This window comes from Streptomyces sp. NPDC056527 (assembly GCF_042794475.1).
Lineage (GTDB): Bacteria > Actinomycetota > Actinomycetes > Streptomycetales > Streptomycetaceae > Streptomyces.
The window spans coordinates 1-14451 of sequence record NZ_JBHTTQ010000062.1 but is presented as its reverse complement, the minus strand read 5'-3'; the positions used below and the strand labels follow the sequence as shown (position 1 = coordinate 14451).

15 protein-coding genes are annotated in these 14451 nt (G+C 70.2%); 9 read left to right on the top strand and 6 right to left on the bottom strand.

Annotated features, from left to right (window positions below; translation table 11 throughout):
* Positions 1-662: 662 nt before the first annotated feature.
* A complete protein-coding gene (gene ychF / locus ACFQ7Q_RS25375; protein ID WP_383559011.1) occupies positions 663-1751 on the bottom strand; it encodes a redox-regulated ATPase YchF in 1089 nt (362 codons plus the stop codon).
* Positions 1752-1923: 172 nt separating this feature from the next.
* Here ychF and ACFQ7Q_RS25370 point away from each other — a divergent pair, with 172 nt between their 5' ends.
* Positions 1924-2529 (top strand): DUF6542 domain-containing protein, encoded by a 606-nt coding sequence (locus ACFQ7Q_RS25370; protein ID WP_383559009.1) that lies wholly within the window; start codon positions 1924-1926, stop codon positions 2527-2529.
* Positions 2530-2630: 101 nt separating this feature from the next.
* Here ACFQ7Q_RS25370 and ppgK read toward each other — a convergent pair whose 3' ends face one another.
* Complete coding sequence (ppgK, locus tag ACFQ7Q_RS25365; RefSeq protein ID WP_383559007.1) at positions 2631-3374, bottom strand: polyphosphate--glucose phosphotransferase; 744 nt, start codon at positions 3372-3374, stop codon at positions 2631-2633.
* A 66-nt stretch (positions 3375-3440) separates the two neighbouring features.
* Positions 3441-4469, bottom strand: a complete 1029-nt coding sequence (locus tag ACFQ7Q_RS25360; RefSeq protein WP_383559005.1) for a 4-hydroxy-3-methylbut-2-enyl diphosphate reductase — start codon at positions 4467-4469, stop codon at positions 3441-3443.
* An 81-nt stretch (positions 4470-4550) separates the two neighbouring features.
* On the opposite strand from ACFQ7Q_RS25360, the gene ACFQ7Q_RS25355 reads away from it, so the two are divergent.
* The 4 genes from ACFQ7Q_RS25355 to ACFQ7Q_RS25340 all read left to right on the top strand — a co-directional run bounded on the left by ACFQ7Q_RS25355 (position 4551) and on the right by ACFQ7Q_RS25340 (position 8232).
* Positions 4551-5894, top strand: coding sequence for an APC family permease (locus ACFQ7Q_RS25355; protein ID WP_383559004.1), 1344 nt, complete (start codon positions 4551-4553; stop codon positions 5892-5894).
* 108 nt (positions 5895-6002) lie between these two features.
* On the top strand, positions 6003-7223 hold the full coding sequence (gene xseA / locus ACFQ7Q_RS25350; protein ID WP_383559001.1) for an exodeoxyribonuclease VII large subunit: 1221 nt from the start codon (positions 6003-6005) through the stop codon (positions 7221-7223).
* Between the two features lie 10 nt (positions 7224-7233).
* Positions 7234-7467, top strand: a complete 234-nt coding sequence (locus ACFQ7Q_RS25345) for an exodeoxyribonuclease VII small subunit (RefSeq protein WP_362364016.1) — start codon at positions 7234-7236, stop codon at positions 7465-7467.
* A 174-nt stretch (positions 7468-7641) separates the two neighbouring features.
* Positions 7642-8232, top strand: a complete 591-nt coding sequence (locus ACFQ7Q_RS25340; RefSeq protein WP_383558999.1) for a malonic semialdehyde reductase — start codon at positions 7642-7644, stop codon at positions 8230-8232.
* Between the two features lie 111 nt (positions 8233-8343).
* On the opposite strand, the gene ACFQ7Q_RS25335 is transcribed toward ACFQ7Q_RS25340, so the two are convergent.
* Positions 8344-8877: a DUF4245 domain-containing protein gene (locus ACFQ7Q_RS25335; RefSeq protein ID WP_383558997.1), complete on the bottom strand. Its 534-nt coding sequence runs from the start codon at positions 8875-8877 to the stop codon at positions 8344-8346.
* A gap of 117 nt (positions 8878-8994) precedes the next feature.
* On the opposite strand from ACFQ7Q_RS25335, the gene glpX reads away from it, so the two are divergent.
* Positions 8995-10026, top strand: coding sequence for a class II fructose-bisphosphatase (glpX, locus tag ACFQ7Q_RS25330; protein WP_383558995.1), 1032 nt, complete (start codon positions 8995-8997; stop codon positions 10024-10026).
* A gap of 210 nt (positions 10027-10236) precedes the next feature.
* Here glpX and ACFQ7Q_RS25325 read toward each other — a convergent pair whose 3' ends face one another.
* Both ACFQ7Q_RS25325 and ACFQ7Q_RS25320 read right to left on the bottom strand, forming a co-directional pair.
* Positions 10237-10608 (bottom strand): WhiB family transcriptional regulator, encoded by a 372-nt coding sequence (locus ACFQ7Q_RS25325; RefSeq protein ID WP_383558994.1) that lies wholly within the window; start codon positions 10606-10608, stop codon positions 10237-10239.
* A 229-nt stretch (positions 10609-10837) separates the two neighbouring features.
* Positions 10838-11536: a DUF1707 domain-containing protein gene (locus ACFQ7Q_RS25320; RefSeq protein WP_383558992.1), complete on the bottom strand. Its 699-nt coding sequence runs from the start codon at positions 11534-11536 to the stop codon at positions 10838-10840.
* Between the two features lie 91 nt (positions 11537-11627).
* Here ACFQ7Q_RS25320 and ACFQ7Q_RS25315 point away from each other — a divergent pair, with 91 nt between their 5' ends.
* The 3 genes from ACFQ7Q_RS25315 to ACFQ7Q_RS25305 all read left to right on the top strand — a co-directional run bounded on the left by ACFQ7Q_RS25315 (position 11628) and on the right by ACFQ7Q_RS25305 (position 14386).
* Complete coding sequence (locus ACFQ7Q_RS25315; RefSeq protein ID WP_383558990.1) at positions 11628-11993, top strand: DUF1304 domain-containing protein; 366 nt, start codon at positions 11628-11630, stop codon at positions 11991-11993.
* Positions 11990-12556 (top strand): TetR/AcrR family transcriptional regulator, encoded by a 567-nt coding sequence (locus ACFQ7Q_RS25310; RefSeq protein ID WP_383558988.1) that lies wholly within the window; start codon positions 11990-11992, stop codon positions 12554-12556. The genes ACFQ7Q_RS25315 and ACFQ7Q_RS25310 overlap by 4 nt, the downstream gene beginning before the upstream one ends.
* 162 nt (positions 12557-12718) lie before the next feature.
* Positions 12719-14386, top strand: coding sequence for a fumarate hydratase (locus ACFQ7Q_RS25305; protein WP_383558986.1), 1668 nt, complete (start codon positions 12719-12721; stop codon positions 14384-14386).
* The last annotated feature ends 65 nt before the right edge of the window (positions 14387-14451 follow it).

Below are 14451 nucleotides of genomic sequence, written 5' to 3'. Positions count from 1 at the left end.
GGCCGCCGGGCACCGGAAGCGCATTGAGGGGCACTGCCAATTGCCCCGGCCCTGGCGCTCCAGGGCCTCGAGAGCTTCCACCATCGATCATGCTGAGTGACCGTGTGCGGCCGTCGTCTCCCTGAACACCTTCCCGAGGAACCCTCTGGGGCAGTCCACAGCGTCACATCGAGGCAACTGAGCGCAGCCAGCCCGCCCTTCCGCACAGCAACACATCGCCATGACCTTGATCAGAGCCGGCGCCGAGGAGACGGACCCAGACCTCGGACCGTCGCCCCGTAGTGCTCCAGAAGCTCTTTGCGCTGCCAGCAGAAGGCGGCGTGCTTCTGTCGGATGCCGTTGCGGAGCCGCCACTCACCTTTCGTGAGGCCTTCGGGAGGGCAGGGAATGCCACGCAGAACGCGGTTGCACTTCTCCGAAGGTCAGGCTCATTGGTGCGAGGAGCCAACAAACGCGTCAACCAGCCCGCGCCCCGCCAGCTGAGCACCGCCTTCCCGACCAACGAGTTGGGGCGGCGCCGGCGGGAGCACACGACCACCCCTTGGGTACGAGTCCTGTCGAGGGCACACCGACTCCGCAAGCGACTCAGGACCACGCAAAGGGCTCGCCCAATCAGGCGAGCCCTTTGCGAGATTCCACAAGAGAAATGATTGAAGCTTCAATTAAACGTTGAAGCGGAACTCCACCACGTCGCCGTCCTGCATGACGTACTCCTTGCCCTCCATGCGGGCCTTGCCGGCCGAGCGGGCGTCGGCCACCGAGCCCGTTTCCACGAGGTCGGCGAAGGAGATGACCTCGGCCTTGATGAAGCCCTTCTGGAAGTCGGTGTGGATCACACCGGCCGCCTCCGGGGCCGTCGCGCCCTTCTTGATCGTCCAGGCGCGGGATTCCTTCGGGCCGGCCGTCAGGTACGTCTGGAGGCCCAGGGTGTCGAAGCCGACGCGGGCCAGGATCGCGAGGCCCGGCTCCTCCGCGCCGACGGACTGGAGGAGCTCCATGGCGTCCTCCTCGTCCAGCTCGGCGAGGTCCTGCTCCAGCTTGGCGTTGAGGAAGATCGCCTCCGCCGGGGCGACCAGCGCGCGCTGCTCGTCCTTGAAGGAGTCGTCGGTCAGCTCGTCCTCGTCGACGTTGAAGACGTAGAGGAACGGCTTCGTGGTGAGGAGGTGCAGGTCGTGCAGGAGCTCGGCCTTGTCCGAGCCCTGGAGGATGCCCTGCGAGAAGAGCGTGTCGCCCCGCTCCAGGATCTCCTTCGCCGCCTCGACCGCCGCGACCTTCGGGGCCACGTCCTTCTTGATGCGGGCTTCCTTCGCCAGCCGCGGCAGGACCTTCTCGATCGTCTGCAGGTCGGCGAGGATCAGCTCGGTGTTGATCGTCTCGATGTCGTCCTTCGGCGAGACCTTGCCGTCGACGTGCACGACGTTCTCGTCCTTGAAGGCGCGGATGACCTGGCAGATCGCGTCCGACTCACGGATGTTCGCCAGGAACTTGTTGCCCAGGCCCTCACCCTCGCTCGCGCCGCGGACGATGCCCGCGATGTCGACGAAGTCGACCGTCGCCGGGAGGACCCGCTGCGAGCTGAAGATCTCCGCCAACTTCGTCAGGCGGGGGTCGGGGACACCGACGACGCCGACGTTCGGCTCGATCGTGGCGAACGGGTAGTTGGCCGCCAGGACGTCGTTCTTGGTCAGGGCGTTGAACAGGGTCGACTTGCCGACATTCGGCAGACCGACGATTCCGATCGTGAGCGACACGGTGGCGACTTCCTGGAGTACGGATGGGGGTGCGGTGGTGGGCCGATCCCCCAGTTTACGGGGGGTCCGAACCGGCCTGCGACGCCGACCTTCGGCCGATCTCGACGGCAACGTCACCCAAAGGGCGTGTCCTGGACCGTCCCTGCGCCCCTTCCCGACCTACGTTGGTGTAGTGGAGCAGCAACGGACAAGTCAGCCTCAAGGCCGCCGACGGCCCCAAACGCCTCTCACGCCGCCCGGCGCGCTCGTGGAGGGCGCCGCCGTCTACCGCGTCGCCGCCCGTCCCGGCGGCCCCGGCAGCGGCCGGGTCGAGCGGGCCGTGCCCGTGCGCCGGCCAGTGCCGCCCGTCGTCCTCGCGCTGCGACGGCTGCCCAACCCGAGGCTGACCGGCCTCGGCGCCGGGCTCTTCGCCTCCGCCACCATGCTGCTGCTCGGCCTCCTCGACCAGCTGCTCCTCGACGGCTCCCCGCTCGCCTACGGCCTGCTGTTCCTGCCGGTCAGCGCCCTGACCGCGCTCTGGGTCCGCACCGCCGACCTCGTCACCGCCCCCATCAGCGTGCCGATCGCCTTCGCGGTCGGTGTCGTGCCGATCGCGGGCGGCACCGGGGGCTTTGGCGGACAGGCCATGGCCGTCGTCACCGCCCTCGCCGTACAGGCCGGGTGGCTGTACGGCGGCACCCTCGTCGCCGGTCTCATCACCTGCGTCCGGAAGGTACGGCACATGGCCCGCCGCCAGCGCCTCGCCACCCGCGCACCCCAACGGGTCCGCCGCCCGTAGGCCGGAGCCCGGCCACGCTCCCGGCCCGCCCCGCCGGTCCCGGACCCCCGCAAGTCCCCGCTCCCCCTGCAGCCCCCGGCCCCGCCCCTCGCGCGCGAGCCCTACCCCGCCCGCGCCGCCATCGCCGCGCCCACGATGCCCGCGTTGTTCTCCAGCTCGGCCGGAACGATCTCCGCCCTGATGCCCTCGATCAGCGGCAGGAACTTGTCCGCCTTCCGGCTCACTCCCCCGCCGATGATGAACAGCTCCGGCGAGAACAGCATCTCCACATGGGCCAGGTACTTCCGCACGCGTCGCGTCGCCCAGTGCTCCCAGCTGAGCTCCTCGTCCTCCTTGGCCTTCGTCGACGCCCGCTTCTCCGCGTCGTGGCCCTTCAGCTCCAGGTGGCCCAGCTCCGTGTTCGGCACGAGCCGGCCGTCCACGAAGAGCGCGGAGCCGATGCCCGTACCGAGCGTCAGCAGGATCACCGTGCCCTTGCGGCCCCGGCCCGCGCCGAAGGTCATCTCGGCCACACCGGCCGCGTCCGCGTCGTTGAGGATCGTCACCGGGAGCCCACCCAGGCGTTCGCCGATCAGCCGGCCCGCGTCGACGTCGATCCAGGACTTGTCGACGTTCGCGGCCGTACGGATCGTGGAGCCGGTCACGACACCCGGGAAGGTCACCCCGACCGGACCCGACCAGCCGAAGTTCTCCACGACCTCGACGACGCATCCCGCCACACCTTCGGGTGTGGCGGGATGCGGGGTCAGTACCTTGTGACGGGGCTCGGCCAGTTCACCGCGCTCCAGGTCCACCGGAGCGCCCTTGATGCCCGAGCCGCCGATGTCCACTCCGAAGACGTTCATGGACCCCACGGTAAGGGCTGTGGCCGGGAGTTACTCCTCGGACGCCACCCCTCGGCGGGGTGTGTCCTACTCCTGTACGAGCTTCGCCGCCTCGGCGCGCAGGTCCTTGTTCCGGAGCTCCTTCGGGAGCGAGAAGGTCAGCGACTCGTCGGCCGTCTTGACGATCTCCACGTCCGCGTAGCCACGCTCGGTGAGCCAGGCGAGGACCTCCTGGACCAGGACGTCCGGGACCGAGGCGCCCGACGACAGGCCGACCGAGGTGACGCCCTCGAGCCACGCCTCGTCGATCTCGCTGGCGAAGTCGACCAGGTACGCGGCGGGCACGCCGGCCTGCTTGGCGACCTCGACCATGCGGATCGAGTTCGAGGAGTTCTTCGAGCCGACCACGATCACCAGATCGGCCTGGCCGGCGAGCTCCTTGATGGCCAGCTGCCGGTTCTGTGTGGCGTAGCAGATGTCGTCGGACGGCGGGGAGATCAGCTGCGGGAACTTCTCCTTCAGCGCGTCCACCGTCTCCATCGTCTCGTCGACCGAGAGCGTGGTCTGGGAGAGCCAGACGACCCTCGACGGGTCGCGGACCTCGACCTTGGCCACGTCGCCGGGACCGTCGACGAGCTGGATGTGGTCGGGGGCCTCGCCGGAGGTGCCGATGACCTCCTCGTGGCCCTCGTGGCCGATCAGGAGGATGTCGAAGTCCTCGTTGGCGAACCGGACCGCTTCCTTGTGCACCTTCGTGACCAGCGGGCAGGTCGCGTCGATGGTCTTCAGGCGGCCCTCGCGGGCCTCCTCGTGCACGGTCGGGGCGACGCCGTGCGCGGAGAACATGACGATGTTGCCCGGCGGCACCTCGGTCGCCTGGTCGACGAAGATGGCACCCTTCCGCTCCAGCGTCTGGACGACGTACTTGTTGTGCACGATCTCGTGGCGAACGTAGATCGGGGCGCCGTACTGCTCGAGGGCCTTCTCCACGGCGATCACGGCACGGTCCACACCCGCGCAGTAGCCGCGGGGAGCGGCGAGCAGGACACGCTTCGGGCGGTTCGTCGTGGTCGCGGTCTCGGGCGTCGACGCGGGCGTAGCAGTCATGCGTCCCATCGTAAGGCCGTGTGATGGCGCGGCCGGCTACGGCCGCGTCGGTGCGGCGACTGATCGAGACCGTGGCCGAGACTGGGGCGCATGGCCGAGGAAGCACAGGTGGCGGGGCACACCGGACTGCGGCGAACTCTCGGGTTCCGCGACCTTGTCGTCTACGGGCTGCTCTTCATCGCGCCCATGGCCCCCGTCGGCGTCTTCGGCACCCTCGACGCCAAATCGCACGGCGCGGTGGCGCTCGTCTACATCGTCGCCACCGTCGCGATGGCATTCACCGCTTTCAGTTACGCCCAGATGGTGCGGGTCGCCCCGCAGGCCGGCTCGGTCTTCACGTACGCCCGCAAGGGCCTGGGCGAGGGGCCGGGGTTCGTCGCCGGGTGGATGGCGTTGCTCGACTACATGCTGATCCCGGCCGTGGCGTACCTCTTCGCCGGCATCGCGATGGAGGCGCTGGTCCCGGAGGTGGACCGGTGGGTGTGGACCGCGATCGCGGTGGTCGTCACGACGCTGCTCAATCTCTGGGGGGTACGGGCGGCCGCGCGGGTCGGCTTCGCGGTGCTCGCCATGGAGATCGTGGTGCTACTGACCTTCGTGGTGTCGTCGGTGGTCGCCCTCGTCCAGGACGGTGCGCGGCGGGACTGGTGGTCGCCGCTGGGCGGGGACGGGACGTTCTCGATGGCGGCCGTGATGGGCGCGGTGTCGGTCGCCGTCCTCTCGTACCTCGGCTTCGACGCGATCGCGTCGTTCGCCGAGGAGGTCACCGGAGGGTCGGAGAAGGTGGCGCGGGCGGTGCTGTTCTGTCTGGCGCTGGCGGGCGTGCTGTTCGTGGCCCAGACCTACCTGGTGGCGCTCCTCGAACCGCTCTCCTCGGCGGAGCTGGCGGCGGACCCGGAGAAGCAGGGTTCGGCGTTCTACGACGCGGTGGACGTGTCCGTGGGGACGTGGCTGCACGACCTGGTGGCGGTGTCGAAGGCGATCGGCGCGGCGTTCGCGGCGCTCGCCGGGCAGGCGGCGGCAGGCAGGCTGCTCTTCGCGATGGCCCGGGACCGCCGGCTGCCGCATCTCCTGGCCCGTACGGACTCGGGCGTACCGCGGATGGCGCTGCTGTTCGCCGCGACGGTGACGATGGTGGCGGCGGTGTGGGCGGCCCAGCGCGACGACGGTCTCGACCACCTGGTGTCGGTGGTCGACATCGGGGCGCTGACGGCCTTCGTGCTGCTGCACGCGAGCGTGGTGGGGTGGTTCGCGGTGCGCCGCATGGAGGGGCCGCCGCACTGGTTGTGGCATGTGGCCATGCCGGTGGTGGGGGCGGCGATCCTGATCGCGGTGATCGTGGAGGCGTCGGTGTCGGCGCAGGTGGTGGGCGTGATCTGGCTGGGGGTGGGTCTGGTGGTGCTCGCGATGCAGGGGACAACGCGCGTGCGGTGACCCCTGGGTTAGCCCACCCACCCCGGACTCCGTCCGGGGGTGCCCCACCGCCCTTGCGGAACGTACGCCCTCAACGGATTGTCCGTGTCCGCCGCTAGTCTCGGCCGCATGGGTCTCAATACGTCCGCCGAAGCGCCGCTGCCCGTCGGGGAGGTCTCCCGGCTGATCGGGGGGTGGATCGACCGGCTCGGTGCCGTGTGGGTCGAAGGGCAGATCACGCAGTTGTCCCGGCGCCCCGGGGCCGGAGTCGTCTTCCTGACGCTGCGGGATCCGTCGTACGACATCTCCATCGGCGTGACCTGCTACCGCCAGGTGTTCGACGCCGTCGCCGACGTCGTCTCCGAGGGCGCCCGGGTCGTCGTCCATGCGAAGCCCGAGTGGTACGCACCGCGCGGGCAGCTGTCCCTGCGGGCGGTGGAGATCAAGCCCGTCGGCATCGGGGAGCTGCTGGCCCGCCTGGAGCAGCTCAAGCGGAGCCTGGGCGCCGAGGGCCTCTTCGCGCTCGACCGCAAGAAGCCCCTGCCGTTCCTTCCCCAGCTCGTCGGCCTCGTCGTCGGACGCGCCTCGGCCGCCGAGCGGGACGTCCTGGAGAACGCGCGGCGCCGCTGGCCCGCCGTCCGCTTCGAGGTCCGTAACGTCGCCGTGCAGGGTGTGAAGGCCGTGCCCCAGGTCGTCCAGGCCGTCAAGGAGCTCGACGCCCATGACGGGGTGGACGTGATCATCGTGGCCCGGGGCGGCGGCAGCGTGGAGGACCTGCTGCCGTTCTCGGACGAGCAGCTGGTCCGGGCGGTCGCCGACTGCCGTACGCCGGTGGTCTCCGCGATCGGCCACGAGCCGGACTCGCCGCTGCTCGACCTCGTCGCCGACCTGCGCGCCTCCACGCCGACCGACGCCGCCAAGAAGGTCGTGCCGGACGTCGGCGAGGAGCTGGACCGGGTGCAGGGCCTGCGGGACCGGGCGCTGCGGACCGTACAGGGGCTGCTCGACCGGGAGGAGCGCGGACTCGCGCACGCGCTGGCACGGCCGGTCATGGAGCATCCGCAACGGATGGTGGAGCTGCGCGAGGACGAGCTCGACGCGCTGCTGGCCCGCAGCCGGCGGACGCTCGGGCATCTGCTCGACCGGGCCGACTCGGAGCTCGCGCACACCCGGGCGCGGGTCCGGGCCCTGTCGCCCGCCGCGACGATGGAGCGTGGGTACGCCGTGCTCCAGCGGGCGGACGGTTCGGTCGTGCGATCCCCGGAGGAGGTCGCGGTGGACGAGGAGCTGCGGGCCAGGGTCGCTGCGGGCGAGTTCGCGGTGCGGCGCGTTGTCGGACCGGACGCATAGGGTGGTTTCCATGGCAGCCACCACGGAAGAGGCGCTCGGATACGAGCAGGCACGCGACGAGCTGATCGAGGTCGTTCGACGTCTGGAGACGGGCGGAACGACCCTGGAGGAGTCGCTCGCGCTCTGGGAGCGTGGAGAGGAATTGGCGAAGGTCTGCCGGCGTTGGCTGGAAGGCGCGCGAGCACGGCTCGACGCCGCGATGTCCTCTTCCGAGGACGACGAGACCGAGGACGCCGCCGAGTAGCGGCTCCGAAGGCCGCGGCTTCGGGAGCGCCCCGCGCCTCGGAGTTCCGGTGGCTTCGGACACACGACGATGTGAAGCGGATCACTATCCGCATAGATTAGTTGAAAGTTAACCAATCAGCGTCGTACGGTGAGGACATCGCTAGACCCCGCAGCAGTTCGGAAGGTACGCAGCATGTCCCTCGCTCTTGACCCCGCCGCCCAGGACCTCCTCTTCCGTGAGGCCCGCACCGCCAACACCTTCACCGACGAGCCGGTGACCGACGAGCAGGTCCAGGCGATCTACGACCTGGTGAAGTACGGCCCCACCGCCTTCAACCAGACCCCGCTGCGCATCACCCTGGTCCGCTCCCCCGAGGCCCGCGAGCGCCTGGTCAAGCACATGGCCGAGGGCAACCAGCCCAAGACCGCCGGTGCCCCGCTGGTCGCGATCCTGTCCGCCGACAACGAGTTCCACGAGGAGCTCCCGGCCCTGCTCCCGCACTTCCCGCAGGCCAAGGACATGTTCTTCTCCGAGCGCCCGGCCCGCGAGAGCGCCGCGCTCCTGAACTCGGCCCTCCAGGCCGCGTACTTCATCATCGGCGTCCGTGCCGCCGGCCTGGCCGCAGGCCCGATGACCGGCCTCGACTTCGCCGGCGTCCAGAAGGAGTTCCTGGACGACGACCACACCCCGCTGATGGTGATCAACATCGGCAAGCCCGGCGAGGACGCCTGGTTCCCCCGCTCCCCGCGCCTGGCCTTCGACGAGGTCGTCACCACCGTCTGACCCGTACGGCGTACGGCAGAACCCCCGGACTCATGGAGTCCGGGGGTTCCCGCGTTTCCGGGGCCCACATCGGAGCCGGCCCGTGTTCCAGCCCGTTTCCGAGCCGTACGTCTACGCCTTCTTGGACTGCAGCGCGCCCGCCATCTCGGCGAGCCGCTCGAACGAGGCCGTCCCGGTCACGACCGTCGTGGCGCCGCCTTCCGTGCGGACCAGGGCGTCGTACTTCGGCCCCTCCCAGCGCTGCCAGACCTGACCGGCGACCGTCTGGGTCTTCCCGGAGTCCGTGGCCTGCTGGGTGACGTCGGGGACGTACTGCTTCGGCTCCTCCGTCGACTGGTGGATCGCCACGTACTGGGTGTCCGGGTCGAGGAAGCCCAGCTGCCAGGCGTCGTGCTGCTCGCGCTTGTACGAGACCACGGTCGCCTTCCAGTCCTCACCGAGCCCCTCGGGAGCCAGCACCGCGTACGGCGCCGCCCGCTGTGCCGTCAGGAGCTCGACCCGGTAGTCCTTCGCCTGGACCGGGTTCGCGTCCTCGTCGTGCGGGATGAAGAGATACATCACGCCCGCGGCGACCATGATCACGCCGAGGGACTGGAACATCCCGCGTACCGTCTGCCTGCCTCGCATACCTGCCACGCCCCCCATGGTCGCATCATGGTGTTGTGCTCATACGTGGGCCCCTCTGCTCAATTTGTCGACGTACCGATAGAGTCGCAGCACCCTCTTTATTCCGGCCGTCGCCGTACAGAAAGGTGCGCTCCGATGACCGAGCATTCCCTGCCGTCCGAGCTTGAGGTCTCCCCCGAGGCCCCTGACCGCAACCTCGCCCTGGAGCTCGTCCGGGTGACCGAGGCCGCCGCCATGGCAGCCGGCCGCTGGGTCGGGCGCGGTGACAAGATCGGCGCGGACGGCGCCGCGGTCAATGCGATGCGGACGCTGATCTCCACCGTCTCGATGAACGGCGTCGTCGTCATCGGCGAGGGCGAGAAGGACGAAGCCCCCATGCTGTTCAACGGCGAGCGGGTCGGTGACGGGACCGGCGCCGAGGTGGACATCGCCGTGGACCCGATCGACGGCACCACGCTCAACGCCAAGGGCATGCCGAACGCGATCGCCGTCCTGGCCGCCGCCGACCGCGGCACCATGTTCGACCCGTCCGCGGTCTTCTACATGGACAAGCTGGTCACCGGCCCCGAGGCCGCCGACTTCGTCGACATCAACGCGCCCGTCTCGGTCAACATCCGTCGGGTCGCCAAGGCCAAGAACATGTCCCCCGAGGACGTCACGGTCGTGATCCTGGACCGCCCGCGCCACGAGGGCATCGTCAAGGAGATCCGCGAGACCGGCGCCCGGATCAAGTTCATCACCGACGGCGACGTCGCCGGCTCGATCATGGCCGTCCGCGAGGGCACCGGCGTCGACCTGCTCCTCGGCATCGGCGGCACCCCCGAGGGCATCATCTCGGCCTGCGCCATCAAGTGTCTCGGCGGTGTCATCCAGGGCAAGCTGTGGCCCAAGGACGAAGCCGAGCGCCAGAAGGCGATCGACGCGGGGCACGACCTGGACCGCGTGCTGTCCACGAACGACCTGGTCAGCGGCGACAACGTGTTCTTCGTCGCCACCGGCATCACCGACGGCGAGCTGCTGCGCGGCGTCCGCTACCGCTCGGAGACCGCGACCACCTCGTCGCTGGTGATGCGGTCGAAGTCCGGCACGATCCGGCAGATCGACTCCACGCACCGGCTGTCGAAGCTGCGCGCCTACAGCAAGATCGACTTCGACCGGGCGAAGTAGCGGAGCAACCGCCGCGACGAGCGGCCGGGGTACGAAGAGGGGCGCCCCCATGTGCGGTGGGGGCGCCCCTTCCCGTACGACAGGAAGCCGCGAGCCTGATCCGGGAGCTTGAGCCACGAGTCTGATCCGGGAGCGTGATCCTGGGACCTGGGCCGGAAGCCCGAGCAGTCGGCCCCGGGCCTCGACCCGGAGCCGGAAGCCGGCGAGCCGTCAGCCCGCCGCGGCGATCCGGTCCGCCGCCGCCGCCTTCTTGAGCTCCACCTCGCGGCGCCGGCGCCGGGCGAGGACGACACGGCGCTCGGCCGCCGTCAGTCCGCCCCAGACTCCGTACGGCTCCGGCTGGAGCAGTGCATGCTCCCGGCACTCGACCATGACGGGACAGCGGGCACAGACCTGCTTGGCGGCCTCCTCACGTGACAGTCTGGCGGCGGTCGGCTCCTTGGAGGGGGCGAAGAACAGCCCGGCTTCGTCCCGGCGGCACACCGCCTCCGTGTGCCAGGGGCCGGCCTCGTCCTCCCGCGCGGGGGCGCGCTGGGACGGCACGGCGGCGACCTGGAGGGGCTGATGCGGCAGTTGCAGCACGGTCTACTCCTGACGACGGCTTCGCGAGCGAGAGACGATGCACCAGCCCTACCCGCTGTGCGCACGCCTATGCACTGCGTGCCGCCGAGTTCCGGAGTGCGGAACGTCAGGAGCGAATTCCGGTCAGCGGCACCCGCGGATCCGGTCAGCGGCCGAGGTGCTCCCGGCGCGGATCAGCGCCGAGGGCGCTCCCCGAGCCGATCAGCGGCCGAGGTGATCCCCCAGCGGATCAGTGGCCGAGGTGCTTGCGGAGCCGCTCCTGGAGGTCGGTGATCCACTTGCCGCGCTTGGGCTTCGCCTCGACGTTGCCGAAGACCGAGTAGCCGTTGATCACGACGACCGGGGCCTGCGGGTCGGCGGCCTCCAGGTTCACGACCTCGAAGTTGCCGAAGACCCCGGTGCCGTTGCCGCGCAGGCTGATGTTCTCCGGGACCCGCACCTCGACGTTGCCGAAGATCGACGTGGCGTTGATGGTGGTCAGCCGCTGGGCGAAGAGCGCCTCGGTCAGGTCGATCTCGATGTTGCCGAAGAGCGCGAAGGCGTTGGTCCTGCGGCCCACCCGCCAGCGGCCCTTGCGGGTGGTGCTGGAGAAGACGGCGATCAGGTTGTCGGCGGGGCCCGAGGCGTCGTCGGGGCCGTACGAGTAGGAGTGCTCGGGCTCGCGGCGGACGCCGGAACCGGCGGGGAGGTCGCGGACGATCGGCTCCAGCTCGCCGACGGTCTTGGCGCGGTAGACCGCGTCGATCCGCTCCGAGTGCTCCTCGGCGTCGAGCCGCCCCTCGGCCAGAGCGTCGCGGAGGATGTCCGCGATCCGGTCCCGGTCGGCGTCCGAGGCGCGCAGTGAGCCCCCCGGCGCGGCGGGCGCCGGCGGAGCGGGAGCAGGCTCGGCGGGAGCGACCGGCTTCTGGGGCTGCTTTTCGAGGTCCACGACGCCAGCGTAGCGAAACGCGATAGATCGCGACTAGGGGGCACGACCGAGAGTCGCCACTCCTGGACACCTGTCCATGTATTCTGGACACATGTCCAACATTCTTGCGAACGTCGCCGTCGGCCTGGTCGCCGCCCTGCACGCGTACATCCTGGTTCTGGAGATGTTCCTCTGGGAGCGCCGACCCGGGCGCGAACTGTCCGGTTTCGACGCCGGCATGGCCCGCGCCACGGCGCCCCTCGCCGCCAACCAGGGCCTGTACAACGGCTTCCTCTCCGCCGGTCTGGTGTGGGGCCTGATCGCCGACGACCCCACCGGGTACCGGGTCCGGATCTTCTTCCTCTCCTGCGTGGTCATCGCCGGGGTGTACGGGGGCCTCACCGCCAACCGCCGGATCCTGCTCGTCCAGGCCCTGCCCGGGGCCCTCGCCCTGGCGGCCGTACTGTGGGCGGGGTGACCAGCCCGACCACCGACCCCCGCGCCGCCCGTACCCGCGCCAAGCTGCGCGCCGCCCTCCTGGAGGAGTGCGCCGAACGCCCCCTGGACGAGGTCGGGGTCGCCGCGGTGGTCCGCCGGGCCGGGATCGGCCGGGCCACGTTCTACCTGCACTACGCCGACCTCCAGGCCCTCGCCGTCGACGCCTGCGCCGGTGTCGTGAGGGAAGCGGTCGACGCCCTGCACGCCTGGCGCGGCACACCGGCCCCGGACGCCCCGCCGGCCGCCCTGCCCGCCTTCTTCGCCGAGGTCGCCCCGCACGCACCGCTCTACCGGGGCCTGCTGCGCCCCGGGGGTGGCGGCCCGCTCGGCGAACTGCTCCACCGGGAGCTCCGCGCCTACAGCCGCCGCGAGCGCGAACTGGCCGGGGCCCCCGAGCCCGGTCTCGTGGCGTCGGCGGTGGCGGCGACGTTCGCGGGCCTGCTGGCGGACTGGCTGCACGGCCTGATCGAAGCGACGCCGGAGGAGATCGCGGCCCGCACCTGGCGCCTGCTGATCGCCCTGCACCGGACGCCGCTGGGGTGAGGTCCCCCAGGCCGTACGCGCCTCGTGCTCCACATCGGCAGGGTCCGCGCTCCAAGTGAGCCTTACCTCACAGGATCGGGCCCCCGGCCGCGCTCTACGCTGGAAGGCGCGCCGCCAATGGAGGTGGCGCTGCTGTCTGCCGAGTGAGGAATGGCTGCCGTCATGCCAGAGTTTGCGTACTCCGATCTGCTCCCGCTGGGAGAGGACACCACGCCCTACCGCCTGGTGACCTCCGAAGGTGTCTCCACCTTCGAGGCCGACGGCCGTACGTTCCTCAAGGTCGAGCCGGAGGCGCTGCGCACGCTGGCCGCCGAGGCCATCCACGACATCCAGCACTACCTGCGCCCGGCCCACCTGGCCCAGCTGCGCCGGATCATCGACGACCCGGAGGCGTCGAGCAACGACAAGTTCGTCGCCCTCGACCTCCTCAAGAACGCGAACATCGCCGCCGCGGGCGTCCTCCCGATGTGCCAGGACACCGGCACCGCGATCGTCATGGGCAAGCGCGGCCAGAACGTGCTCACCCAGGGCGGCGACGAGGAAGCCCTGTCGCACGGCATCTACGACGCGTACACCAAGCTCAACCTGCGGTACTCGCAGATGGCCCCGCTGACCATGTGGGAGGAGAAGAACACCGGCTCGAACCTGCCCGCGCAGATCGAGCTGTACGCGACGGACGGCGGCGCGTACAAGTTCCTCTTCATGGCCAAGGGCGGCGGCTCCGCCAACAAGTCCTTCCTCTACCAGGAGACGAAGGCCGTGCTCAACGAGGCGAGCATGATGAAGTTCCTGGAGGAGAAGATCCGCTCGCTCGGTACGGCCGCCTGCCCGCCGTACCACCTGGCGATCGTCGTCGGCGGCACGTCGGCCGAGTTCGCGCTGAAGACCGCGAAGTACGCCTCCGCCCACTACCTGGACGAGCTGCCGGCCGAGGGCTCCGAGCTCGGCCACGGCTTCCGGGACAAGGAGCTGGAGGACAAGGTCTTCGAGCTGACGCAGAAGATCGGCATCGGCGCGCAGTTCGGCGGAAAGTACTTCTGCCACGACGTCCGGGTCGTCCGTCTGCCGCGCCACGGCGCCTCGCTGCCCGTCGCGATCGCCGTCTCCTGCTCGGCCGACCGCCAGGCCGTCGCGAAGATCACCGCCGAGGGCGTCTTCCTCGAGCAGCTGGAGACCGACCCGGCGCGCTTCCTTCCGGAGACGACGGACGAGCACCTCGACGAGTCCTCCGACGTCGTGAAGATCGACCTCAACCAGCCGATGGACGAGATCCTCGCCGAGCTGACGAAGTACCCGGTCAAGACCCGCCTCTCGCTCACCGGCCCGCTGGTCGTGGCGCGCGACATCGCGCACGCCAAGATCAAGGAGCGGCTGGACGCCGGCGAGGAGATGCCGCAGTACCTGAAGGACCACCCGGTCTACTACGCCGGCCCGGCGAAGACCCCCGAGGGCTACGCCTCCGGCTCCTTCGGCCCGACGACGGCCGGCCGGATGGACTCGTACGTCGAGCAGTTCCAGGCGGCGGGCGGCTCGAAGGTCATGCTGGCCAAGGGCAACCGCAGCAAGCAGGTCACGGACGCGTGCGGCGGCCACGGCGGCTTCTACCTGGGCTCGATCGGCGGCCCGGCGGCGCGGCTGGCGCAGGACTGCATCAAGAAGGTCGAGGTCGTCGAGTACGAGGAGCTCGGCATGGAGGCGGTCTGGAAGATCGAGGTCGAGGACTTCCCCGCGTTCATCGTGGTGGACGACAAGGGCAACGACTTCTTCCAGAACCCGGCCCCGGAACCGACGTTCACCCACATCCCGGTGCGGGGTCCGGGGCTGGTCTAGGAGAGCCGGGGCCGTTTCGGGGCCCTGACATCCGAAGCCTTCCGGGGGGCTGGGCCGCCTTGGCG

Coding starts and splice junctions, on each gene's coding strand:
- xseA (WP_383559001.1), top strand. CDS start 6,003: ATGGGTCTCAATACGTCCGCCGAAGCGCCGCTGCCCGTCGGGGAGGTC.
- ACFQ7Q_RS25335 (WP_383558997.1), bottom strand. CDS start 8,877: ATGGGGGGCGTGGCAGGTATGCGAGGCAGGCAGACGGTACGCGGGATG.
- ACFQ7Q_RS25355 (WP_383559004.1), top strand. CDS start 4,551: ATGGCCGAGGAAGCACAGGTGGCGGGGCACACCGGACTGCGGCGAACT.
- ppgK (WP_383559007.1), bottom strand. CDS start 3,374: ATGAACGTCTTCGGAGTGGACATCGGCGGCTCGGGCATCAAGGGCGCT.
- glpX (WP_383558995.1), top strand. CDS start 8,995: ATGACCGAGCATTCCCTGCCGTCCGAGCTTGAGGTCTCCCCCGAGGCC.
- ACFQ7Q_RS25305 (WP_383558986.1), top strand. CDS start 12,719: ATGCCAGAGTTTGCGTACTCCGATCTGCTCCCGCTGGGAGAGGACACC.
- ACFQ7Q_RS25345 (WP_362364016.1), top strand. CDS start 7,234: ATGGCAGCCACCACGGAAGAGGCGCTCGGATACGAGCAGGCACGCGAC.
- ACFQ7Q_RS25340 (WP_383558999.1), top strand. CDS start 7,642: ATGTCCCTCGCTCTTGACCCCGCCGCCCAGGACCTCCTCTTCCGTGAG.
- ACFQ7Q_RS25315 (WP_383558990.1), top strand. CDS start 11,628: ATGTCCAACATTCTTGCGAACGTCGCCGTCGGCCTGGTCGCCGCCCTG.
- ACFQ7Q_RS25360 (WP_383559005.1), bottom strand. CDS start 4,469: ATGGGACGCATGACTGCTACGCCCGCGTCGACGCCCGAGACCGCGACC.